The following is a 24,652-nucleotide window of genomic DNA, read 5'->3' on the forward strand; positions in this document are numbered from 1 at the left end:
TGGTACGGTATGTCTGAAACTGGACAGAATAAGCGGCAAAATAATAAAAAGACAGAAAATAGCAAAAGTATATTTAGTAGAATAAGATCTTATATTTCAAAGGAAAGAATAAGATCTTTTCTGATAATTGCTTGCCTGGCAGCTATTTTTATTACTACCTGGATGGCATGGCCTTCATTTTATCAGATTGATAGAGAAGGTATAGATGGTACTGTTGATTATCTACCATATAGATTAAAAGAGGAGGACAAAATAGTTCAGCAGTTTATTCCGCTACAGGAAGGATTGCAGTCCTTTACCTTATCTTTTGATTTATCACAGGATTGGAGAAATCCTGATGATGCTCAAATAAATATAGATATTTATTGTCTGGATTCAGAAAAAAATATTGTGAGTAATAATGTAGATAAATCTTCAGCTGCGATTTTAGATATAGAAAATCTATCCGCTGCTGAACCTTTATATTCACTTTCTTTGTCAGGATCCGATATAAACAGGTATACTCAAACCGAGTTAGACATTGATCTGGGAAAAGATTGCCACAATAAAGAGCATGTAATGATTCTAACTGCTGTTAAAATACCCGAAAATCAAAATATGTATATTCATACTACTAATGCACAACTAAGGCCAATGCAGATTAATGACAGGCAGACTGGTCTGGCACTAACTATGACTCTTATCTATAATCAGTTTGACTGGGATATTTTTGTAATAGCATTGGCATTGATGCTGGTTGTTTTAGTTCTTCTCTTTATACCTGTTTCGTTTATAAATAATATTTTTAATAAGTACAATATTATTCCGATACTGCTGGCACCGGCGGTACTACAGATTATGATTGAATTTTTTAATTCTCTAAATCATGATTTCTGGCTGCAACCTCAAGTTTTCTGGTTGGCTTATTTGGTATTATTGCTGATTGAGCTTGTTTTTATAGGGATAACAGGAAGCTGCAGATTAGGGATTTATTTTAACCTTGCTGTATTTGCAGGATTGGCAATAGGTAATCATGTCAAGCTTTTTTTCAGAGGAGATCCTTTTGTGGCTGGTGATTTAAGAATTCTTACAGAAGCAGCACAGACCGTTAACAATCTTAAATTCGAAGCCAGCAGTAGATTTTTATTAGGCTGGCTAATGCTGCTGATTTATGTGATTTTATTTTCAGTCATAGAAAAGAAAAAACGTAAACCTGTTTGGCGCATTAGTTTAACTGTATTACCACTAGTCGTTTTATTTTTACTAATCAACACTCTAATTATGAATTCCGATCGCATGGATAAATTTTTGAAAATTTCAAGATACCCTTGGAATAATATGATGAATTACAAATTAAACGGCTTTACTATCCCTTTCATGCAAAGTATACATCACTTAATAATTGAAACTCCTGAAAATGATGCTCCTGTAAGCCAATATGCTTATGAGCTCCCAGAGTCAGTGCTATCCAATGAGGCAGATCCAGAAAGACCTCATGTAATAGCAATAATGAGTGAATCGTATGCAGATTTTAATAACATACGGGAAATAGAGACATCTGAACCGGTTACTCCTTTTTTTGATTCGTTGGCTGCTCGTTCAAATACGATAACAGGCAATCTGTTGGTTTCTGTATTTGGAGGCGGAACTTGTAACACAGAGTTCGAGTTTTTAACTGGTAGCAGCATGCTGTTCATGAATGACGGCATAATACCTTATACGTCCTACTTTGATAGACCGACACATAGTTTGCCTGAAATTTTTAAAAAACAGGGATATCAAACTCTTGCAATCCATCCTTATTACAGGACTTTTTGGGATCGTCATAAGGTTTACCCTAATATTGGATTTGATAAATTTATTGCACTTGAAGATTTTCCAGAAGGCGGTTATGTCAGGCAGTTTAAAGGCGATCAGGCAGCCTTTGATCAGATTATACTTGCTCTAGAAAATAGCAAGCCCGATGAAAGGCAATTTATTTTTACAGTCACTATGCAAAATCATTTTCCGTATTATGGAGAAGAAGAGATTTTGGCAGATCTTAATTACAATATAAAAATACCTGGAATGATAGACGTGGAAGCCGTAGAACTTTTTTTGAGTATAATGCGTGAATCAGACGATGCCTTAAGTAATTTGATGGCTTACCTTGAGAATATTGATGAACCGGTTTTGCTTGTGTTTTTTGGTGATCATCTACCAGGTAATAATAATGTTTTTAACACTTTTTTTGAATCACTATTTGAAAAACCAATTACTGATTTAAGTCCGGCAGAAACGCAAAAAATGTATGAAACACCATACTTGATATGGGCAAACTATGATCTGCCTGATTTGGATAAAGAACTGACCAGTCCTAATTTTTTTGGAACAACAGTGATAGATTTGGCTGGAATAGAGTCTACGCCTTATTTTGATCTTGTTGCAGCTTTGCAAACTGATATTAAAGCAATGAGCAATAAATTTATAATTATGCAAAATGGCAGAAGAGTTAATAGAGAACAAATTCCTACAAATCTGACTCGACAACTTGATCGATATTGGAGATACGAGTATGATAATATCATTGCAAATAAGGAGGTAGAGTTAGATGAATAAATCTTATCACATTAATACAAAATGCGTTCAAAGTGGCTACACGCCAGAAAATGGTGATCCTAGAGTTGTGCCAATCTATCAGAGCACTACATTTACATATGATTCTGCAGAGATTATGGGAAAGCTTTTTGATCTGGAAATGGCAGGTGCTTTTTATACCAGATTAGGCAATCCTACCGCTTCTGCTGTTGAGGAAAAGATTGCAGAGCTGGAAGGTGGAGTTGGTGCAATGCTTACATCTTCCGGCCAAGCTGCTTCTATGATTTCTGTTTTGAACATTTGTCGAAGTGGAGATCATGTAATAAGTTCTTCTTCAATCTATGGAGGTACTTATAATCTTTTTCATAAGACTATGAGAGAAATGGGCATAGAATTTACCTTTGTAAATCCTGATGCTTCTGAGGAAGAGATAAATTCTGCTTTTAGAGGTAATACAAGGCTGGTTTTTGCAGAAACTCTTGCCAATCCGGCACTTGTTGTGCTGGACATAGAGAAATTTGCAAAAATTGCACATTCTCATAATGTACCTTTAATTATTGACAATACTTTCCCTACACCTGTAAATTGTCGTCCAATAGATTTTGGTGCTGATATTGTCATTCACTCAACTACAAAATATATGGATGGTCATGCTTGTGCTGTTGGTGGTGTTATCGTAGATAGTGGCAATTTTGATTGGAATAATGGCAAATATCCTGAACTAACACAACCCGATGAATCGTATCATGGTGTTATTTATACTGAACGTTTTGGTTCAGCTGCCTATATAGTAAAAGCCAGAACGCATCTGATGCGCGATATTGGAGCAGTCATCAGTCCTAATAATGCTTTTTTGCTTAATCTTGGGCTTGAGACTTTGTTCCTGCGCATGGAAAGGCACTGCAGCAATGCTCAAAAGATAGCGGAATTCCTTGAACAGAATGACAATGTTGACTGGGTGAATTACCCAGGACTTAAAAGTCATGCTGGATATGACCTGGCTCGTAAATATATGCCCTCCGGTAGTTGTGGTGTTATTTCGTTTGGTATAAAAGGTGGACGTGATCAGGCAGTTAGATTTATGGAATCCCTTAAGCTTGCCAGAATAGTTATACATGTTGCCGATGCACGTACATGTATATTGCACCCTGCTAGCACTACTCATCGTCAGCTTACGGATCAACAGCTTGATGAGGCCGGTATTTCCCCTGAGCTCCTAAGACTTTCCGTTGGAATAGAGCATATTAATGACATAATTGCAGATATTGAACAGGCATTCAATCAAATCGTTTAATTGTAGAAAGTTGTAGTTTATAAAAAACAGCTTGCAATACTAGCTAAACTGTATTGCAAGCTGTTTTTACATGAAAGATATAGTAAATAAGCGTATTGTCAAATATTAAACAATTCTTTTACCTCATCAAGAGTCATTTTGGAAAGCAGATTCTGGCCAGGCTTAATGATTGAATCCATAAGATCTTTTTTCTCTTGTTGCAGTTGCATAATTCTCTCTTCAATAGAGTTTTTTGAATAAAGTTTTAATACCTGAACGACATTTTCCTGACCAATTCTATATGCCCGATCGGTAGCCTGATCCTCCACGGCCGGATTCCACCAGGGATCATAGTGAATAACTGTATCTGCTCCAGTTAGATTTAATCCGGTGCCACCGGCACGTAATGATATTAGGAAAAGATTTTTTTCACCATTATTGAATCGGTTTACCATTTTTAAACGATCCTCAGCGGGAACATGACCATCAATATAAAATGGTTCTTCATTTCCAGAAGCAGTCCAGTGACTGGAAATTAAATCCAACATATTTGTAAATTGTGAAAACAGTAGAACTCTATGTCCGGAACAGATACTTTCTTGCAACAATTCATTAAGCAGATCAAGCTTGCCGCTTCCACCTGTATATCCTGGAATAAATAATCCCGGATGACAACAAATTTGACGAAGACGCGTCAGCAGAGCAAGAATAAAAATCTGACTGCGATTATATCCATTACTTTTTATTTCTGTTTCAAGATCACGACCGGCTTGACGAAGGAAATCTTCGTAAATTTTTCTTTGTTCAACAGTCATATCGCAAACTGTCAATGTTTCAATTTTATCCGGCAATTCTCTCAGAACATCTTTTTTCATCCTGCGTAAAACAAATGGCTTAATCTGGTCATGCAGCATGTTAAGCCTATTTATATCTTTTTCTTTCTGTATAGGAAGCTCATATCTTTCCTGAAAATTTTTGTGCCCAAGGAGATAACCAGGCAGTATAAAATCAAAAATAGACCAAAGTTCTGACAGATTATTTTCTATGGGGGTACCTGTGAGTGCAAAGGAGCAATCACTTTTTATCTGCTTGACTGATTTAGCATTTAGAGTATCTGGATTTTTTATGTTTTGAGCTTCATCCAAAAAACAACTGGCAAAATTCATTTCGCATAAATCTTCTATATCACGACGCAATAATGCATATGATGTTATTATACACGCCTGTTTGCTCAAGTCTGAAAGCCTTTGTGATCTTTGTGCTCTATTACCATCCATAATCATTACAGGCAGATCAGGAACAAAACGGTTAAACTCGCTTTGCCAGTTATAGATTAGACTTGTTGGCGCAATGATAAGGGTAGGTCGACGAGTTCTCCTATACAGCCACACAATAAAAGCGATAGTCTGTATAGTTTTTCCAAGTCCCATATCATCAGCTAGAATTCCACCTAATCTATAGTTATGCAAAGTACAAAGCCACTGAAAACCATGGCGCTGATAAGGACGCAACGCTGTCTTAATACCCGATGGCAAGCGAAAGCTTAGCCGTCCGGGGTCGCTCAAGTGAGCAACCATATCATGCACTGCCTCATCTATCCGGAGAAGTTTACTGCTTGTTTTTGCAAGCGCTAATGCACGATAGCGAGGCAGAGTGGTTTTCCCTTCTTTGATTAAAGCTTGATCAATTCCCCATTGATCAAGCAGCTCATAAATACTGATAAGGGAAGTACGATCTGTATTATCAACTTTACGGAAATTACCCTGTTTATTCTGATACCATGATCTATTATCAATAAGTGCCTGATAGTAGGAAGAGTGTTCTCCTGCCTCCAAATTATCCCAGTTAGCTGTAATTATTAAGGATCCTGTCTCATCTTCTAGGCATAGGTCAAATTTTATTGAAGGTTCAGTTAATACTTTTACTTGTTTTAAACTTGCAGACTCATTTATGCTTGCATGATTTTTTAGGGATACTCGACCTTTATCCAGATACTCGTATATTTTCTGATTATTATCCAGGCGTAACTGACTGCCTTGAGGCAAAAAACCTAAATTTTGCATCATACTTTCAAAGTCTTTTTCTTTTACATAGTCACGTATAATGAGCTGATCAACAGATGCTTCCTGATTATAAGGTGATATTGATGCTTTTCCGTATCTGTAGGTTATGTCTGCTTTAATGCCATTTGATGTGAGATCCAGTTCGGCATCAATTTGTAGTTTTTCGTTGATTAATCTGCTTGATACATTTTCATCTGTTTTCAAATTACAAAAGGAATCTATCAGTGGCATTAATTGACCAATGAGATCGCCTGCTTCTGAAGGTGTTAATAAAACCTGTTTTACACCAGGGGATTGATAAATTGAAAGCAATGGCTCAATCATACCTATATGTTCCCGTGGAGGCAGATAAAAAATATCGTCTACCAAAAAGATATTTCGTGAGGCAGTCATCTGCTGCATTTTTTCGCCGCAAAATATTTTCAACTGAATATAATCCTCATTAGTTTCTGATGACAAGAAAAGATTGATCGGAAGATCCCCTTGTACAACCTTTATTTTTTTCTTTTCTTCAGATTTGATTATTTGCCAAAATGCTTTACTTAAATCTTTAGATATCTGCAGAAATTTAGCAAAGCGGCTGGCATTAAGAATAAGACAACGGTCTTTTCCCGCTGTATGAGATGTTGCGAAAACTGCCTTATAATCATTTTCAAAAGCATCGATAATTAAGTCTATTAACAACGTATCTTCTTTTGTGAAAGCATGTTTGAGAGGATTATATGTCCATGAAGGATCAATTTCTAAAGGGAGGTTTAAAGCCAAGGCTTCTGCAAATTGTTCCACATTACTGATTGGATATAATTTTTTGTCTCCTATTGCAAATGTAAGCCAAGGCATTGCAGTAGAGTTTGAAGGGCAATGAAGCAAAACATATAGTTGCAGAATTGTTTTTGGTCGCTTCTGATTTAATTGAACAACCCTATCAAGTTGATGCTTAAATTCACGGGATCTTGCCCGTATTTTTCTCTGGTTTTCAGAAATTATTGCTTTTGAGGTTATCTGACCAGAATTGACGTCATTTTTTTTATTGTCAATTAAATTTATGTTTGATGGTATTTTGTTAATATCCTTTTTGGCTAAATTTTTTGATAAAGATGTTTGGGTCTTTTGATTTTTTGATATATCGTCAGTCGATGTGATTTTACGAGATTTGCTCCTTGATTTAATATTAGATCCACTAAAATGATCGGAACAATAAAGCAAAACAGCAACAATATGGCGGCAAAATCCCCAATAAGAGGCGAAAGCGCTACAAGTGCATGTAGCATCATGCAACTCTCCTCCAGAAGTTAGAATTACTCTTACTTGATATGTCTGAGAACCACTGACCTGAGCCTGAACAATATTTCTATCCTGGTCATAATCTATTTGAACAACCTGGTTGTTTTTGTAATAGCTGCGGCCTTTCATATACGTTGGACCGTTAGTGCTTCGTTCACGGATAGTATCTATTTTGACATTAAACATTATTGGTGCCTCATTTTCTGCAAAGATATACAGCTAGCTATTGTATCATATGGCATGTAAAGGTAAAACCTTTTATGCAGATAATTATTTTCAAAAATGTTCTGTGAAGTTATAGAAAAAGTTAGAAAAAAGCAAAAATAACGAGAAAAACAGAGGAATAGTCTTCTAATTTAAATTTGTTCTTGACATAACCGCAAGACCTGATTAGAATAAAGAAGCGTTTGACTTCAGAATCTGTTTATAAAGTATATTTGTGATTGTTCAAATAATCAATTATTCATTCTTTTGCAGCAGTTATCTGGGTAAATTGAATTTTAATTATAGAATTAGTATGGAGGGAAGCAAAGATGAGTACTTATGTAGCAAAGGCTGCTGAGATTCAAAGAAAATGGTACATTGTCGACGCTGAGGGCATGGTTTTAGGCCGTATGGCTACAGAAATAGCCAGAGTTCTCAGAGGTAAGCATAAACCAGAGTATACACCTTTTGTGGATACCGGTGACAACGTCATTGTAATTAATGCAGACAAGGTTGTTTTTACAGGCAATAAGCTGGATCAGAAAATGTATCGTTATCATACACAGTATCCAGGTGGTCTTAAAGAAAGAACTTGCCGCAATATGATGCAGCGTAATCCTGAGAGGGTAATTGAGCTGGCTGTAAAAGGTATGTTGCCTAAAAATGCACTAGGCCGTGCAATGTATAAAAAGTTAAAAGTTTATGCAGGGTCTGAACATGGGCATGAAGCACAAAAACCTGAGAAACTTACGTTCTGATTGAAGGGAGGAGATACCTGATATGGCTACTAAAAAAGCTGCTAAATCATTTTTCTATGGAACAGGCCGTCGCAAGAATGCAGTTGCCTGTGTGCGTGTCTATCCCGGCAAGGGAGAGATAACAGTAAACGGTAAATCACTTGACGAGTATTTTGGTATGGATACTCTTAAGCTGATAGTTAGACAACCACTGGTTTCTACTGATACACTTGGTAATTTTGATATCATATGTAAAGTTGTTGGTGGTGGTCTTTCTGGGCAAGCCGGAGCAATCCGTCATGGTATTGCCAGAGCACTGGTAAAAGCTGATGAAGAAGCATACAAGGCAATATTGAAAAAAGCTGGCTTCTTGACTCGCGATTCCAGAATGAAAGAAAGAAAGAAATACGGACTCAAAAAAGCCAGAAAAGCGTCACAGTTCTCAAAACGTTAATCTGCTTTACTGGGTGCAATATTTACCGATATTACACAAATGGTATACAAACCGGATCAGGGCTTGCTGCCTTGACCCGGTTTTTTCAAAGAGGAGGCTGCTTCAGGATGACTGTAATTATCAAACATGCTAGCATTTTGAATCCAGATGGTGTTTTTATTCCAGATTCTTATCTGGTGTTTAATCAGGGCATTATTCAATATTTAGGACAGGAAAAACCATCACCCAATATTATGGAGCACTCTAAGATAATAGATGGGCGAAACTGTTGGGTTATGCCTGGAATGATAGATTCTCACTGTCACATAGGCTTGTTTGATGACGGACTTGTTCAAGAAGGTGATGATGGCAATGAAGATACCGATCCGATTACTCCACAGATGCAGGCCATAGATGGAATATTCCACGAAGATCGTTGTTTCAGCGAGGCCTTGTCTGCAGGTATAACTACTGTAATGACAGGTCCCGGTAGCGCGAATGTTCTTTCTGGCAGATTTGCTTTATTAAAAACTTATGGTAGAAGAGTGGATGAAATGATTATAAAACGCCATAGTGCTATGAAGGCTGCTCTCGGAGAGAACCCCAAAAGATGTCATGGACAAAATAAAGACAGAATGCCTGCTACCAGAATGGCGACTGCCGCTGTATTAAGAGATTCACTGAATAAAGCTCTCTGGTATGCCAGAAAAAAACAGTTAAAACCAAGAGACATCGAGCCAGATTTGCGTTGGGAGTCTATGCTCCCCGTTCTGCGTGGAGAAATGATTATGAAATTTCATGCCCACAGAACGGATGATATACTGACTGCAGTTAGAATTGCCGATGAATTTGGATTAAGGTACACAATCGATCATTGCACAGAAGGGTGGATAATAGCTGACCTGCTTAAAGAAATCTGGTTAAAAGGACAGGAAGATAAATTAGCCGGGACGGGCAGAGCAGGCCGTGGTAAGCTGGAAGGCATAATAGCTGGACCTTTGTTGACAGATAGAAGTAAACCTGAGCTGAAAAGAGCTGAACTAAAAAATCCGGCTGTTCTGGCCAATACAGGGATACCGGTTGCTATAATGACAGATCATCCTGTTATACCTGTACAGTATCTTTCTGTTAGTGCGGCATTAGCAGTCAGGGAAGGTATGCCGGAAAATCTGGCTTTAAAATCAATAACTTCTGTTGCTGCAATGCTTTGTGATGCCGGAGACATTAAAGGACAAATTGCATCTGGTTATCAGGCTGATATTATTATGATGGATGGGCATCCTTTTGATTTTAGAAGTCATGTAAAGCAGGTTTGGATTAATGGGGAAACAATGCTATGAATAATAGTTTTGGATGGGAATGGATTAGCGAAAGCGTAGAACAGACTGAAAGCTTCGGCTTTTTTCTAGCCAGACAGGCTCAACCAAATGACGTAATTAGTCTGGATGGTGATCTTGGAGCAGGCAAAACTGCGCTCACAAGAGGGATTGCTGCCGGAATGGGACTAAGAGGCTATGTGACTTCACCAACTTTTACAATATTAATAGAGCACCAACCAAATGAAAAAGGTATGGCTTTGTATCACTTTGACGCATATAGATTAGAAAATGCAACAAGCTTTTATGAATGCGGATTTGATGAATATCTTAGTATGGATGGATTATCTGTTATTGAATGGGGAAATATTATTGAAGAAGCTCTGCCGGCGCAAACTCTATTCATAAGTTTATTGCAAACAACACCTGATAAACCACAGCAGCGGCTCATCCGTCTTAATTGGCCTGGGAATGCTGTAAGGCTGCAGAAGATAATAAATGAATTCAAAATGGATCTGTTTACTGAAAAGCATGTTTAGATAACAGGAGGAAAAAATGTTAATTTTAGCTGTTGATACATCAGGCAAAAGTATATCTTTGTCAATATGCGATAATCAAAAATTAATAGCCGAAATGACTTTGCAGCAAGGATATAACCATTCAGTAACACAAATTCCATTGCTCGAGTCAATTTTAAAGCAATGCAAATTAACTATTAAGGAAATTGATTTATTTGCCTGTACAGAAGGCCCTGGTTCTTTTACCGGTATTCGCATAGGTATTAGTAGCATAAAGGCAATAGCTTATGCCTGTAAAAAACCTGCTATAGGTGTATCATCACTTGAAGCACTTATTGAACCATGGAAACAGTTAAATGATTTTTATATCTGTCCTGCTATTGATGCTCGCAGAGGTCGAATTTTTGCAGGTCTTTGGCAAATTTCTTCGGATAAAATTTCTATTTTAGAGCCTAAGAATTATTTGGCTGAAGATCTAGCACAGATGATAAAACAAAAAATCCAGCAAAAAGAAAATTCTAATCTTTTGATAACAGGTGATGGGAGATTAGTTCTTAAGGAATATTTGTCTGGTATTTCTGCAAAAATAACATCTGAGTCTGGTAATTGCATAAGAGCATATGATGTGGCACAAATAGCGTGGCAAAAATATCAAGATGGCTGTAGCGGTTTGCCACAAGAGTTAATTCCTGAATACCTTTCTCCATCACAGGCAGAGCGAATGAGAGATAATAAATGAGAAAATCAACAAGAAAAATTATTTGTGCAGATTCCCAAAAAGAATTATTGCTGCGTTTTGCCAACATAAACGATAGTGAACAGCTTGCCCAATTGGATCAATACTGTTTTGCGATTCCTTGGTCTAAACAATCTTTTTTTTCTGATCTGAAAAATGATGAGAATAATGTTTATCTTGTAATAGAGGAACAAAAAGAAATAATTGCTTATGGCGGTTTTCACAAAATTATTGATGAAGCAGAAGTTATGAACATAGCTGTTTCACCTGCATGGAGAAAAAAGGGACTAGCATCTTTAATACTATTTGAGATGATAGAAGCAGCAAAAAAAATGAAGTTAAATAAAATATCATTAGAAGTAAGATCGAAAAATCTTGCTGCTCAAAAGCTTTATTTGAAATTTGGTTTTGAAAAAATTGGTCTTAGAAATGCTTATTATGCTGATGATAAAGATGATGCCATCATTATGCTAAAAAATATTAACTAAATGTTTTCAAGAATTGTGCATTCTGACGTTAAAGAAAGTCTATTTTGCTGCATATTGACAAAAAGCAGACCTTAACACTATACTAGGTTTATTCTATACTAATTACAATCTGTTTTATTATCTGCATAATTTATATATTGATGGTTGTGCAGGTAAATAACTTTTCCGTTTAATCAGGGAGGATTAAAGATGGTTACAAAGACTGTGACTTTTAACTGTGAAGAAGCTTTGCACATGAAGGCAGTGGCAGTATTGATTCAGAAAGCTTCTACCTTCCGCTCCAGCATATGGTTATCAAAAGGTGACCGCAGAGCTAATGCAAAGAGTTTGTTAGGAGTAATGTCACTGGGAATAGAAAATCAAACCGATTTAACGGTTTCTGCAGAAGGTAATGATGAAGCAGAAGCTCTTGAGTCAATTGTAAATTATCTTGAAAGACCTGAATTTTAATATTGGCGATGAAGAGGAATTGATCTTGTTTGAGAATCCTATTGATGCCAGAGTAGATTTAGTACCACAGAGCCCGGGTGTCTATCTAATGAAAGATGCTGCGGGTTCTATTATATACGTTGGTAAAGCTGTGCAGCTGAGAAATCGATTGCGCAGTTATTTTTCGCCCGAACCTCAAGGAAATGCTAAAGTTCTCACTATGATCAGTCATATTGCAGATTTCAGTTATCTTGTCTGCGAAAATGAGCTGGAAGCACTAATTCTAGAAGCAAATCTTATCAAGCAATATCAGCCCCGCTACAATGTACTGTTAAGAGATGACAAGGGGTACCCTTATATAAGAATCACAATGAACGAGACTTACCCACGTCTTTTAAAAGCTTTTCGTATAGGAGCAGATAGAAAAAACGGAGCACGCTATTTCGGCCCTTATCTGGCAGGTGATCTTTACCGGGCTCTTGATGCACTTAGGCATATTTTCCCGACTAAAACATGTAAAAGGGTTCTGCCGCGTGATATAGGCAAAGAAAGACCCTGTCTTAACTATTATATTGGACGTTGTGTTGGACCTTGCCGAGGAGACGTACCAGTTGAGAGATATCGCACAGTAATGGAAGATATCTGTAAGTTTCTTGAGGGTAAATATCACGGCATTCTTGATGATATGACTAAAAAAATGAAAATATCCGCAGAAAATATGGATTATGAACAGGCTGCTGTTTATAGAGATCGTATTCAGGCGCTGGAGAAACTGATGGAAAGGCAAAAGGCTGTCTCTTCAGAGGAAGTTGATTATGATGTTCTGGGTATAGCTAGAAATGGTACAGAAATATGTCTGCAGAAACTTGAAGTGCGTGAGGGTAGAATAGTTGCTGCAGCGTCTTTTTTTCTCCCAGAAGATAATCTGGAAGAAAGAGAACTTGTAGAGATTTTTATTCAGCAACATTATCCGGATGCTGCTCTTATTCCATCGGAAATTCTTGTTCCAGCTATATTGTCAACTGAAAGTAACTTGCATCTTTATCTGCAAAAGTTGAAATCCGGAAACTGTCGCTTACATATGCCACAACGTGGCAAAAAAAGGCGACTTCTGGATATGGCAGCTGAAAATGCCAGAGAATCATTAAAAAGGCATACTTTGCTTGGTGGTCATGGACAAACTGCTCTTCAGGAATCATTAAAGCTTCTTTCAGACAAAGCGGCAAAAGGACGCGCTTTACATAGGATTGAAGCCTACGATATTTCCAATCTAGGCAAAAGTGATATGGCTGGAAGCATGGTTGTTTTCACAGAAGGCAAACCTGCCAGACAGCAGTATAGACATTATAAAATAGATTTACAAAAAGTTCAGGATGATTATCAGGCAATGCGGGAAATGCTGAGCAGAAGATTATCAAGATTAAGTGATGAATCCTTCGGAGCAAAACCAGATCTTATTTTACTTGATGGTGGGTCAGCACATGTAAATATGGCTCAAAAACTTCTTGAGGAGATGAATATTGATTTGCCAGTAGCAGGTATGGTCAAAGATAATCGACATAAAACACGTGGTCTTGCATTGCCAGGCAGAGAAGTTATAGAGCTAAGCCAATCTTACAAGCTTTCAAGACAATTAAGTTTTGAAAACAGTAAACAATTGCTGAAATCTCAAAAAACTAAGAACGAATTATACAAAGAAACAGAGGATGACTATCAGTTAGAAGATGAACAGCTTTGGAGAATAGCTGAAACAGCAAGCCAGACAAATTCTGACGAACAAGCTTCGGTTATAGGTTTGTTGCGTCTGCTTACAGCTATTCAAGATGAAGCGCATCGTTTTGCAATGCGTTATCAACGTAAACTTTCGCAGAAAAGACATACAAGATTTAAACTGGAAACGATAAAGGGAGTAGGTTCTGCAAAACGAAAACTGTTATTACAGCATTTTGGCAGTATTAAAAATGTTAGTGAAGCGTCTTTGTCTGAACTTAAAAAAGTTCAGGGACTTGGTATGAATGCCGCCCAAGCTGTTTTTGAACATTTCAATAAGAATGAGGAGAATAAATGAATGAGTCTTTTTGTTATAGCTGATCCTCATCTGTCGTTAGGTGTAAATAAACCGATGGATATATTTGGCAGCAACTGGCAGGATCATGATTCTCAGCTTCGCCTTAACTGGTTAAATTTAGTAGAAGATCAGGATACTGTTGTTATACCAGGAGATATTTCCTGGGGAATGCACTTACATGAGGCTTTGCCGGATTTGAAATTTTTGAATGATTTACCTGGGAAAAAAATACTTTCACGTGGCAATCATGATTACTGGTGGAATTCGCTTCGTAAAATGGAATTATTTTGCCAGCAGCATGAACTTCACTCAATAGAGTTTTTGCGAAATAATGCTGTTGAAGTGGGAGAATACATTGTTTGTGGAACCCGTGGCTGGATTTTGCCAGATGATAGTGAGTTTAATAAAGCTGATGAAAAAATACTACAAAGAGAAGCAGGAAGATTAAAATTATCACTGGAGTCAGCTATGAAAATACGTAAGCCAGAACATAAACTTGTCGTATGTTTGCATTATCCACCGTTAACAAAATTACTTGAAAATTCAGCTATTAGCGACTTAATGCATGATTTCCCGGTTGATATTTGCTGTTTTGGACATCTGCATGCTGCAATGACTCCTCTTTCTTTGAAAGGAGATATTATAGACGGGATAGCCTACTGGCTTGTTTCAGCAGATCAAATTGGCTTTAAACCGTTGCGGCTGTAGGTTTTTAAGTGTGTTTTGCGGTTGCATGAGCAGCGATCATGGTATATAATCAAATGCGCGATCGAAATAGTATTAAAGAGGTAAGTACATGGCTTATAGTATGATCGGATTTGGTCGGGGTGAGGCATATATCGATGAGCGACGTATAGTCGTTGAGATGAGATCTGTAAATAACAGATATTGTGATATACAAATAAGGCAACCTCGTTTGTTGGCATCTTTGGAAAACAGAGTTCGAAAAGAAGTAAGTAGCAAACTTGCTCGTGGAAAAGTTGATCTTTTTATAACATATGAAGACAACAGAACAGATGCTTTTTCTGTTCGTGTAGATAAAGGGTTGGCACAAGCCTATGTTAATGCATTTAGAGAAATTGCAGAGCATTCGTCTATTTCTGACGGCATAAGTGCAACTACAATAGGAAGATTCAATGATGTTCTGAAAGTTGAAGCCAATCAGATAGATGAAGAAACCATCTGGTCTCTCTTATATTCGGCATTGCAGCAGGCTCTTGATCGCATTTGCGAAATGAGATCCCAAGAAGGTGAAAAACTGGTAAAGGATATCTTTCAGAAATTAGAAGATCTTGAAAAAATACGTGATCAGATAGTTTTGAGAGCACCTTTGGTTCCGGAGGATTATCGTCAGAGATTAACACAGAGAGTAAAAGATCTTCTTGATGATGAGGCTATAAATTTTTATGATGAGCAAAGACTGTCGGCGGAAGTAGCAATTTATGCAGATAAATGCGCTATAGATGAAGAACTTGTCAGATTGGAAAGCCACTTTACTCAATTAAGACAGATGTTAACGGAAAAAGTTCCTATAGGTAAAAAATTAGATTTTCTAATGCAGGAGATCAATCGGGAAGTAAATACAATTGGTTCAAAAGCCAATGATCTTTCATTGACGAATCTGGTTGTGTCTATGAAAAGTGAATTAGAAAAAATTCGTGAACAGGTTCAAAACATTGAGTAGAACAGCTTGTGTTTTGAGTTAATGATAACATTCAGACACAGCAATGGTAAATTTTTTTGAAAGCAAATATACGGGAGTAAATAAATGGCGAGAGCAGTTTTTTTGAAAATAGGTTTTGGTAATCTGGTATCGGCAGGGCGTATTATAGCTCTTATCGGTTCTGAATCATCACCTGTTAAACGTCTCGTTCAGGATGCTCGTGACAGAGGAATGCTTATAGATGCAACTTCAGGAAGAAAAACCCGTGCAGTTCTTATTATGGATAGTGAGCATCTGATTTTGTCGGCATTGACTGTTGATGACCTTGAGCTGGCAATGCAGGAGGTTGATAGTTGTGGGTCTGTTTAATTCAAAGGGATTAGTAATTTGTGTATCAGGACCATCCGGTGTTGGCAAAGGCACAATAATAAAAGAGCTTAAAAAAATATCGCCAGAAATCGTACACTCTATTTCTGTTACAACAAGGAATCCCCGACCGGGAGAAAAAGATGGCATAGATTATTATTTTCGTAAACCTGAGGAATTTGAGCAGATGATGAAGCAAGGAGATATTCTGGAGCATGATTGCTATTGCGGTAATTATTATGGAACTCCCAGAAGTCAACTGATAGAAGCTACTGAAAAAGGCTATGATGTTGTTATGGATGTAACTGTCCCGGGATCCCTTGCTGTAATGAAAAATTTTCCCGATGCAATTACTTTGTTTTTACTTCCACCATCTTTTTCTGAATTGCGCAGAAGACTTACTTGCCGTGGCACAGAAGACAAAGAGATAGTGGAGCGCAGACTGCAAAAAGCCAGAGATGAGATTGAAAAAACCAGTCTATTTAAATATGTTGTTGTAAATGATCAAATTGAAAGAACTGCCGATAAGATTTTATCAATAGCGGAAGCAGAGCGCTGCCGTTATGAAAAAATCAAAGGTATTGAAAAATATATTTTAAGCAGATAACGGCTTATGCCGATTAAAAGGAGGATTTTCTGATGCTGGTGCAACCACCGATGGAACAATTATTGCCTAAAGTTGATAATCGCTATATCTTAGCGGTTCTGGTAGCCAAAAGAGCCAGACAACTTGTAAATGGAGCACAACCGCTGAATCAATCCACGTCGCCTAATCTTGTAACAGTTGCATGTGAAGAGTTAGGTGCAAATAAGGTAGCTTGCGTACGCGGTCAAGTGAAAGCATATATACCTTTGCGTCCAGAAATAGAGGCTGCCAGACTGGCTGCTCAGGCTGCTGCTGAACAAGCAAGCACAGCGGATGCGATAAAAGAGGAATTGGATAAGGTAACTGCCGTCAGTGATAATCAACCTTTGGGTGCAGATGATGCAGCTTTAATTGGTGAAGCTTTAATGAATCTGCAGCCACTAGGAACTGAAAACGTTGAAAAAGAAGTTTATACATCTGAAGGGGAGAATCATTCCGTGGCAGATTCTGAAGCAGATGAACAGTTAAATCAGTACAGCAGTACTGCAAACATCAATGCTGATTATGCTGGATCAAGCTCAAATGATGATTTACCTTTTAAACTTGCTCCCCCAGTAGAAGCTACACAATTAATAAATAATCAGACAATAGATAATTCGGAGGAAGAAGCATGAAACCAGGCGAGAAATCCATGGAAAAAGTAGTTGCCCTAGCCAAGAACCGTGGTTTTGTTTTTCCAGGTTCTGAAATATATGGTGGACTTGCTAATTCCTGGGATTATGGTCCTTTAGGCGTAGAGTTAAAGAATAATGTAAAAGCTGCCTGGTGGCAGAAGTTTGTACGTGAGAATCAATACAACACAGGTGTTGATTGTGCTATTCTGATGAATCCTCAGACCTGGGTTGCTTCAGGGCATGTTGGTGGATTCAGCGATCCTCTCATAGACTGTAAACAGTGTAAGAGTCGTCACCGTGCAGATCAGTTAATTGAGAATTTCAGTACTGAACAAGGATTAGAGGTCGAGGGCTTAGATGGTTGGGAAACCCAACAGCTTGTAGAATACATAAAAGATAAAAATGTACCTTGCCCCTCTTGTGGTGGACATAATTTTACTGATGTTAGAAAGTTTAACTTGATGTTCAAGACTTTCCAGGGTGTTACGGAGGACAGTAAGGCAGAGCTGTATCTGCGACCCGAAACTGCCCAGGGTATTTTTGTTAATTTTAAAAATGTGCAAAGAACAACAAGAAAGAAAATTCCTTTTGGCATCTGTCAGATCGGAAAATCATTTCGTAACGAAATAACACCAGGAAATTTTACTTTCCGTACACGTGAATTTGAGCAGATGGAGCTTGAATTTTTTTGTGAACCAGGTACAGATTTGGAATGGTTTGAGTATTGGAGAACCTTTTGTTATCAGTGGCTCCTTGATCTTGGTCTAAAAGATGAGGAATTAAGAACCAGAGATCACAATCCGGAGGAATTAGCTTTTTATTCTAAAGCAACCACAGATTTTGAATTTCTCTTTCCTTTTGGCTGGGGTGAATTATGGGGGATTGCTGATCGTACTGATTATGATCTTAAGCAACATATGGAATATTCCAAAGAAGATCTTTCCTATTTTGACCCGACAGCTAATAAAAAGTATGTACCTTATGTTGTTGAACCATCTTTAGGAGCTGATCGTGTCACCCTTGCATTTTTATGTGCCGCTTATGATGAAGAGGAAATTACTCCCGGCGATGTGCGCACAGTTTTGAGATTTTCTCCTGTTCTTGCGCCGGTTAAAATTGCTGTGTTGCCGTTATCTGCGAAACTCTCTGATGAAGCTGTAAAGGTATATCATCAATTAAGCAAAAAATATAACTGCGAATTTGATGATCGCCAGTCAATAGGTAAGCGTTATCGCAGACAAGATGAGATAGGCACTCCATACTGCCTGACTTTTGACTTTGATTCACTGGAAGACAAGTGCGTTACTATTCGTGAAAGAGACAGCATGAAACAGATCAGATTGCCTATAGAAGAACTTGATCAGTACTTTGAAGGCAAATTTGAATTTTAATCTATCTGATAAAGGTACCATTCCCAAACAGGGATTTACACACAAGGAGGAATTGCGAATGACCAAGTATGTTTACATGTTTTCAGAGGGGAACGCTTCAATGCGTAATCTGCTCGGTGGCAAAGGAGCCAATCTTGCAGAAATGACAGGTTTAGGACTGCCTGTTCCAAGAGGGTTTACCATCACAACCGAAGCTTGTACTCGTTATTACGATGACAATCAATCTATTGCTCCGGAGATTGAAGAAGAGATTTTCAAGACATTAGCTAAGACAGAAGAGATGATTGGTAAAAAGTTTGGAGATCCTGTAGATCCGTATCTGGTTTCTGTACGTTCAGGATCACGTGCTTCTATGCCCGGAATGATGGATACAATTCTAAATCTCGGCCTAAATGATGTCGTGGTTGAAGGTCTTGCGAAACTGACAAATAACCCACGTTTTGCATATGACAGCTATCGTCGTTTTATTGCGATGTTTGGCGATGTTGTTATGGAAGTTGGTAAAAACCTGTTTGAAGAAGAGCTTGATGCAGTTAAAGAAGCAAAAAATGCTAAACTTGATACTGATCTTGATGCTGAAGCAATGAAAGAAGTTGTTGACCGCTATAAAAAACTTTATGCCCGTGTTAAAGGTGAAGACTTCCCTCAAGATCCACGCGAACAGCTAATGGCTGCTGTAAAAGCTGTTTTCCGTTCATGGAATAATGAACGTGCTATTGTTTACCGCCGTATGAATGATATTCCTGGAAGCTGGGGAACAGCTGTTAATATTCAGGAAATGGTTTACGGAAATATGGGCGATACTTCAGGAACCGGTGTTGCGTTTACTCGAAATCCCTCTACTGGTGAAAATAAATTATATGGCGAATTCCTAATGAATGCTCAAGGTGAAGATGTTGTTGCCGGTATCCGTACACCACAGACGATTGACCAGCTTCGCGATGTTATGCCTGAAGTATACAATCAGTTTACACAAATCGCAGAAAAACTGGAAAATCATTATCGCGATATGCAGGATATGGAATTTACAATTGAGCGTGGAAGCTTGTTTATGCTACAGACCAGAAATGGTAAACGTACAGCCGCTGCTGCAATGAAGATAGCTGTCGATCTTGTTTCTGAAGGAATGATAAGCAAAGAAGAGGCTCTGGCAAAAATAGATCCTAAACAACTTGATGCATTGTTGCATCCTACATTCGTTCCCTCAGCTTTGAAAGCTGCAAAATCAATAGGTAAGGGGTTACCAGCTTCTCCAGGAGCAGCTACCGGCCAAATTTACTTTGATGCATCTACGGCAACTGCTGCCAGCGATAGAGGTGAAAAAGTAATACTTGTTCGTGTTGAGACATCTCCTGAAGATATACAAGGGATGAATGTTTCGCAGGGTATTTTGACAGGACGTGGCGGAATGACATCACATGCTGCAGTTGTTGCACGTGGCATGGGTAAATGTTGTGTATCTGGTTGTTCAGAACTTTCTATTCGTGAAAAAGAAGGCTATTTTACAACATCTGATGGTGCTCGTTTTGATGAAGGTGACTGGATTTCTCTTGATGGATCTACTGGTCAGATTTATGCAGGCTCAATCGAAACACAAGAAGCAAGTTTGTCAGGAGATTTTGACACAATAATGAAATGGTCTGACGAACTAAGAACCTTAAAAATCAGAGCGAATGCAGATACTGTTCGTGATGCCGAAATGGCTCTAAAGCTTGGAGCAGAAGGTATAGGATTATGCCGTACAGAGCATATGTTTTTTGAGGCAGACAGAATATTTGCTTTCCGTCAGATGATCGTTGCCAAAACTGAAGAAGCAAGACGTGCCGCTTTGGATAAATTGTTGCCCATGCAAAAGGAAGACTTTGTAGGTCTTTTTGAAACAATGCAAGGATATCCGGTAACCATACGTTTCCTGGATCCACCATTGCATGAGTTCCTGCCACATGAAGATTCAGAAATTGAGGAGCTGGCAAAAGAATTGAAAATTTCAGCTTCAGAGCTTAAGAGCCTTATTACTGATCTTCATGAATTAAATCCAATGATGGGTCACCGTGGTTGCCGTCTGGCTGTAACATACCCAGAAATTGCTGAAATGCAGACTCGTGCTGTTATTGAAGCTGCAATTGAAATTAACAAAAAAGGTCACAATGTAATACCTGAAATCATGATTCCACTTATATGTGACGTTGAAGAATTAAAATTTGTTAAAAACATTGTGGTAAAAACAGCAGACAAGATTATAGCTGAAAGTAATGTAACTCTGGAGTACCATGTTGGAACCATGATAGAAATTCCTCGTGCCGCTTTAACCGCAGATCAAATTGCAGAAGAAGCAGAATTCTTTAGCTTTGGTACAAATGATCTGACTCAGATGACATACGGTTTGTCTAGAGATGATGCCGGTAAAATTCTTGATTCATACTATCAAACAAAGATTTTTGAAAGTGATCCGACTGCAAGACTTGACTTAACAGGTGTAGGCAAGTTGATGCGTATAGCTAGCAACGACGGTCGTTCTGTAAAGAAGGATCTAAAGCTTGGTATCTGTGGTGAACACGGTGGAGATCCTTCATCAATTGCATTCTGTCATGAATTAGGATTCAATTATGTTTCATGTTCTCCGTTCCGCGTACCCATAGCTCGTTTGGCCGCTGCTCAGGCAGCCATATCAGATGGCGAACTTGTAGGACAAAAATAAAGAATAGATATTCTGAAAAATATTTTTTGACTTAGCGGAAAAATTAAAAGAAAAAGAGACTATCTCAAGGTAATTGGTATGAGATAGTCTCTTTTATCTTATATTAGCTTATTACTAGAAGAAACTTGTGCTAAATTTGAATTTCAATCCATAAACTAGCTTAATAGAGTCAACTTACTCTTAGTGGACGATTAATTTTCTAAACTCACCGGGAGTCATTTTTTCTATACGCTTGAATATATAGCAAAAATAGCTGACATCTTCAAAACCATTGTTGTGAGCAATATCTCTTATTGACATATCAGGATCGCTTACAAGCAATTCCTTGCTTCTTTTAATTCTGACCAGATTAATGAACTCGAAAATTCTTGTTTTCATGATTTTACGGAATAAAGTACACAGATGCTGTGGAGTTACATCAAGTAAATCGGACAACTGTTTAAGTGTAATTGATTCGCTGTAATGCTCGTCTATATAATTAAGAACCGGTTTTATTCTGTCATATCTTGTGCTAAGACTGCTATGGCTTGCCAGAACCTGAACTTTAGAAAAAGCAACCAAAAACTCATAAACAATAACTGTTTGAATGTATTCCTTCATAGGCTCATCCGACTGTTCAGACTGAGCGATTTTTAAAATTAATTGACGCAAGATATCTCCATCAGTAACAGCATACATTGAAGATTCATTTATCTGGAGAGTTTCAGCAACCAGATTTTTTGCTCCTTCTCCAACAAGTGCTATCCAGTCAATAATCCAATCTCCCTCATCTGGATATATTTCATGTGGTTCTTCAGGGAAAATCCACATTCCCTGATCAACACCTAACAGAAATTCTTTATCACCAAGAACAACCTTTCCAGATCCCTTTTTTGTCTGTAGCCACAACAATGCCGGAAAACCCTTGCTTCTTACAAGGTGTTTTTGATCAATGTCAAAACCTACCCCATATACTCGATAGGGAAATTTTGCTTCTTTTTCATTTAGAACAGAAAAAACCATATTATTCATGTTTTATCCCTCACTCATTATTTTTTTAAAAATAGCACACAACATATTTCACAGCTTAATATCTTTGTTATATTCATATCTTCCAATATATTTTGTGATTTGTCAATATTGTTTATTAATGATTATCTAAAAAATATCAAATAATAAAAAATGTAAAAAAAGTGTTTAAAAATATACACGGGAGTTTGACACTTCCACCAGATAAAAACCAATAGCAGCACCGAGCAAAGCCCGCAACAGCGGGTTTTTTCATGTAAAAAACTGTCAAATTTAACACAGTTCTCCTTGCGTAATGTATCGTAATGTGTTATAATACAAGCAAAGGAGGGCCTAGTCATGCGCTTAAATACAGTGAAATCTCCTAATGCAACCTCATATTATGTAATCAAGGACATTAAGAAAAACGGCAAACGTTCAACTCGAATTGTTGAGAAGCTTGGTACACATGAGGAAATTCTTGCTAAATGTGGTAATCAAGAACCAGTAGAATGGGCTAATGCATATATTGAAGAGCTTAACCGCAAGGAAAAAGAGGGGCAGTTCGAGTATGTAGCCAAATACTCCAGTGCCAGACAGCTAACAAAAGATCAACAGCATTGTTTCAAGGGCGGTTATCTATTTCTACAATCTTTATACCATCAATTGGGGCTTGGTAAGATTTGTCAAAAGATTGAAAAAGATTACAAGATCACATACAGCTTGAGTGACGTACTTAACATGCTGCTAACAACCAGAATTTTATTTCCATCCTCCAAAAGATCTGCCTTAACCTGTGCTCAGGATTATCTGGAAAAGCCAAATGCAGCATTGCACCAGATCTATCGCGCGCTGGAAGTTTTTGCCAACAACAACGACTATCTTCAAGCTGAACTGTATAAGAACAGCAAAAAACTCGTCAAACGTAATGACAAAATCCTGTACTACGATTGCACCAACTATTATTTTGAAATAGAAGAGGAAGAAGGACTTAAGGAATACGGTATGGGAAAAGAGCACAGACCCAACCCTATTGTGCAGATGGGGTTATTCATGGATGCTGACGGTCTGCCACTAGCGTTCCGACTATTTAATGGCAGCGACAACGAACAACCGTCACTAAAACCACTGGAAGAAAAGATTCTGCAGGATTTCAAACTGTCAAAATTCATTGTGTGCACCGATGCCGGTTTAGCTTCGCACGAAAACAGGCTGTTCAACAACGAGGATGAACGAGCATATATTGTGACACAATCTTTGAAGATTCTGAAAAAGCATCTGCAGGACTGGGCTTTAGATCCAAAAGGCTGGCAACTTAAACACTCAACCAAACTCTATGACCTGAGTCAAATTAATCCTAATGATCCGTCTGAGATGGATAATCTTTACTACAAGAGCCGTTGGATTAAAGAGAAAGGGTTAGAACAGCAGATAATTGTCACATTTTCACCCAAATATATGCTATACCAGCAAGCTGTTAGGGACAAACAAGTCGAACGTGCCAAGGAAAAAGTTGCCAAACCAACATCTATGAATAAAAAGGGTGCAAATGATCCTTGTCGGTTTGTTAAGAGATTGACCGTAACTCAGGAGGGTGAGTTGGCCAAAAAAGATGTTTACTATCTGGATGAAGAATCAATTGCAAAAGAAACTCGATTTGACGGCTTTTACGCTGTTTGCACTAATCTTGACGATGACCCGTTAAGTGTTATTGCGGTAAACAAGGGCAGATGGGAAATTGAAGCCTGTTTTCGAATTATGAAAAGTGAACTAAAGGCCAGACCTGTCTATCTAAAACGAGATGATCGTATTCTGGCTCACTTCCTGACCTGTTTTATAGCACTGCTGGTCTACCGAATCTTGACTAAGAAGATCCAATTGCGTCTGTCTGATGACAAGGCCAGCGGTGAAATGATTGTGAAAACACTTAGTGGAATGAATTTTCTGTTAAAGGATAACGATGGATATATTCCCACTTATACTCGAACTGACATAACAGATGCCCTACATGATGAGTTCGGATTCAGGACTGATTTAGAGTTTGTGCCCAAAAAAGAGATGCAAAAAATCGTCAAAAAGACAAAAAGTTAAAAGTAGACATTACGCACTTTTATATACAATGCTAAATGCCGAAAACGTCTGTAATACAGCCGTTTACGGCATTTCTCTTGCTTTCAACTGT

At 37.9% G+C, this 24,652-nt stretch carries 20 protein-coding genes; 18 read left to right on the forward strand and 2 right to left on the reverse strand.

The window, feature by feature from the left end; all coding sequences use genetic code 11:
* The first annotated feature begins 9 nt into the window (after positions 1-9).
* Positions 10-2,577, forward strand: a complete 2,568-nt coding sequence (locus AC0KSB_RS07275; protein WP_472307790.1) for an LTA synthase family protein — start codon at positions 10-12, stop codon at positions 2,575-2,577.
* The gene (locus AC0KSB_RS07280; protein WP_472307792.1) at positions 2,570-3,850 is read left to right on the forward strand and encodes an O-acetylhomoserine aminocarboxypropyltransferase/cysteine synthase family protein; all 1,281 of its coding nucleotides are present in this window, start codon (positions 2,570-2,572) and stop codon (positions 3,848-3,850) included. Before AC0KSB_RS07275 ends, AC0KSB_RS07280 begins: the two co-directional genes overlap by 8 nt.
* Positions 3,851-3,948: 98 nt before the next feature.
* Here AC0KSB_RS07280 and AC0KSB_RS07285 read toward each other — a convergent pair whose 3' ends face one another.
* Complete coding sequence (locus AC0KSB_RS07285) at positions 3,949-7,362, reverse strand: SNF2-related protein (protein ID WP_472307794.1); 3,414 nt, start codon at positions 7,360-7,362, stop codon at positions 3,949-3,951.
* A gap of 347 nt (positions 7,363-7,709) precedes the next feature.
* On the opposite strand from AC0KSB_RS07285, the gene rplM reads away from it, so the two are divergent.
* The 15 genes from rplM to ppdK all read left to right on the forward strand — a co-directional run bounded on the left by rplM (position 7,710) and on the right by ppdK (position 21,483).
* Positions 7,710-8,138 (forward strand): 50S ribosomal protein L13, encoded by a 429-nt coding sequence (gene rplM, locus AC0KSB_RS07290; protein WP_472307796.1) that lies wholly within the window; start codon positions 7,710-7,712, stop codon positions 8,136-8,138.
* A 22-nt stretch (positions 8,139-8,160) separates the two neighbouring features.
* On the forward strand, positions 8,161-8,571 hold the full coding sequence (rpsI, locus tag AC0KSB_RS07295; RefSeq protein ID WP_472307798.1) for a 30S ribosomal protein S9: 411 nt from the start codon (positions 8,161-8,163) through the stop codon (positions 8,569-8,571).
* A 107-nt stretch (positions 8,572-8,678) separates the two neighbouring features.
* Complete coding sequence (locus AC0KSB_RS07300; protein WP_472307800.1) at positions 8,679-9,890, forward strand: amidohydrolase; 1,212 nt, start codon at positions 8,679-8,681, stop codon at positions 9,888-9,890.
* The gene (gene tsaE / locus AC0KSB_RS07305; RefSeq protein WP_472307802.1) at positions 9,887-10,405 is read left to right on the forward strand and encodes a tRNA (adenosine(37)-N6)-threonylcarbamoyltransferase complex ATPase subunit type 1 TsaE; all 519 of its coding nucleotides are present in this window, start codon (positions 9,887-9,889) and stop codon (positions 10,403-10,405) included. Before AC0KSB_RS07300 ends, tsaE begins: the two co-directional genes overlap by 4 nt.
* A gap of 16 nt (positions 10,406-10,421) precedes the next feature.
* Positions 10,422-11,123: a tRNA (adenosine(37)-N6)-threonylcarbamoyltransferase complex dimerization subunit type 1 TsaB gene (tsaB, locus tag AC0KSB_RS07310; RefSeq protein WP_472307804.1), complete on the forward strand. Its 702-nt coding sequence runs from the start codon at positions 10,422-10,424 to the stop codon at positions 11,121-11,123.
* Complete coding sequence (rimI, locus tag AC0KSB_RS07315; protein WP_472307806.1) at positions 11,120-11,608, forward strand: ribosomal protein S18-alanine N-acetyltransferase; 489 nt, start codon at positions 11,120-11,122, stop codon at positions 11,606-11,608. The genes tsaB and rimI overlap by 4 nt, the downstream gene beginning before the upstream one ends.
* Before the next feature lie 189 nt (positions 11,609-11,797).
* Entirely contained in the window at positions 11,798-12,058 is a 261-nt protein-coding gene (locus tag AC0KSB_RS07320) for an HPr family phosphocarrier protein (RefSeq protein WP_472307808.1), read from the forward strand.
* A 25-nt stretch (positions 12,059-12,083) separates the two neighbouring features.
* A complete protein-coding gene (uvrC, locus tag AC0KSB_RS07325; RefSeq protein ID WP_472307810.1) occupies positions 12,084-14,105 on the forward strand; it encodes an excinuclease ABC subunit UvrC in 2,022 nt (673 codons plus the stop codon).
* Positions 14,106-14,813: a metallophosphoesterase gene (locus AC0KSB_RS07330; protein WP_472307812.1), complete on the forward strand. Its 708-nt coding sequence runs from the start codon at positions 14,106-14,108 to the stop codon at positions 14,811-14,813.
* A gap of 88 nt (positions 14,814-14,901) precedes the next feature.
* On the forward strand, positions 14,902-15,789 hold the full coding sequence (locus tag AC0KSB_RS07335; RefSeq protein WP_472307814.1) for a YicC/YloC family endoribonuclease: 888 nt from the start codon (positions 14,902-14,904) through the stop codon (positions 15,787-15,789).
* A gap of 84 nt (positions 15,790-15,873) precedes the next feature.
* A complete protein-coding gene (locus AC0KSB_RS07340) occupies positions 15,874-16,137 on the forward strand; it encodes an extracellular matrix/biofilm biosynthesis regulator RemA family protein (protein WP_472307816.1) in 264 nt (87 codons plus the stop codon).
* Positions 16,124-16,741, forward strand: a complete 618-nt coding sequence (gmk, locus tag AC0KSB_RS07345) for a guanylate kinase (protein ID WP_472307818.1) — start codon at positions 16,124-16,126, stop codon at positions 16,739-16,741. The genes AC0KSB_RS07340 and gmk overlap by 14 nt, the downstream gene beginning before the upstream one ends.
* 32 nt (positions 16,742-16,773) lie before the next feature.
* On the forward strand, positions 16,774-17,394 hold the full coding sequence (gene rpoZ, locus AC0KSB_RS07350) for a DNA-directed RNA polymerase subunit omega (protein ID WP_472307820.1): 621 nt from the start codon (positions 16,774-16,776) through the stop codon (positions 17,392-17,394).
* Positions 17,391-18,785, forward strand: coding sequence for a glycine--tRNA ligase (locus AC0KSB_RS07355; protein WP_472307822.1), 1,395 nt, complete (start codon positions 17,391-17,393; stop codon positions 18,783-18,785). Before rpoZ ends, AC0KSB_RS07355 begins: the two co-directional genes overlap by 4 nt.
* A 58-nt stretch (positions 18,786-18,843) precedes the next feature.
* Positions 18,844-21,483 (forward strand): pyruvate, phosphate dikinase, encoded by a 2,640-nt coding sequence (ppdK, locus tag AC0KSB_RS07360; RefSeq protein ID WP_472307824.1) that lies wholly within the window; start codon positions 18,844-18,846, stop codon positions 21,481-21,483.
* Between the two features lie 180 nt (positions 21,484-21,663).
* Here ppdK and AC0KSB_RS07365 read toward each other — a convergent pair whose 3' ends face one another.
* The gene (locus tag AC0KSB_RS07365) at positions 21,664-22,494 is read right to left on the reverse strand and encodes an AraC family transcriptional regulator (RefSeq protein WP_472307826.1); all 831 of its coding nucleotides are present in this window, start codon (positions 22,492-22,494) and stop codon (positions 21,664-21,666) included.
* Between the two features lie 336 nt (positions 22,495-22,830).
* Between AC0KSB_RS07365 and AC0KSB_RS07370 the strand changes: the two genes are divergently transcribed.
* The gene (locus AC0KSB_RS07370; RefSeq protein WP_472307828.1) at positions 22,831-24,561 is read left to right on the forward strand and encodes an IS1634 family transposase; all 1,731 of its coding nucleotides are present in this window, start codon (positions 22,831-22,833) and stop codon (positions 24,559-24,561) included.
* Positions 24,562-24,652: the final 91 nt, after the last annotated feature.

The organism is Ercella succinigenes (assembly GCF_900002895.1).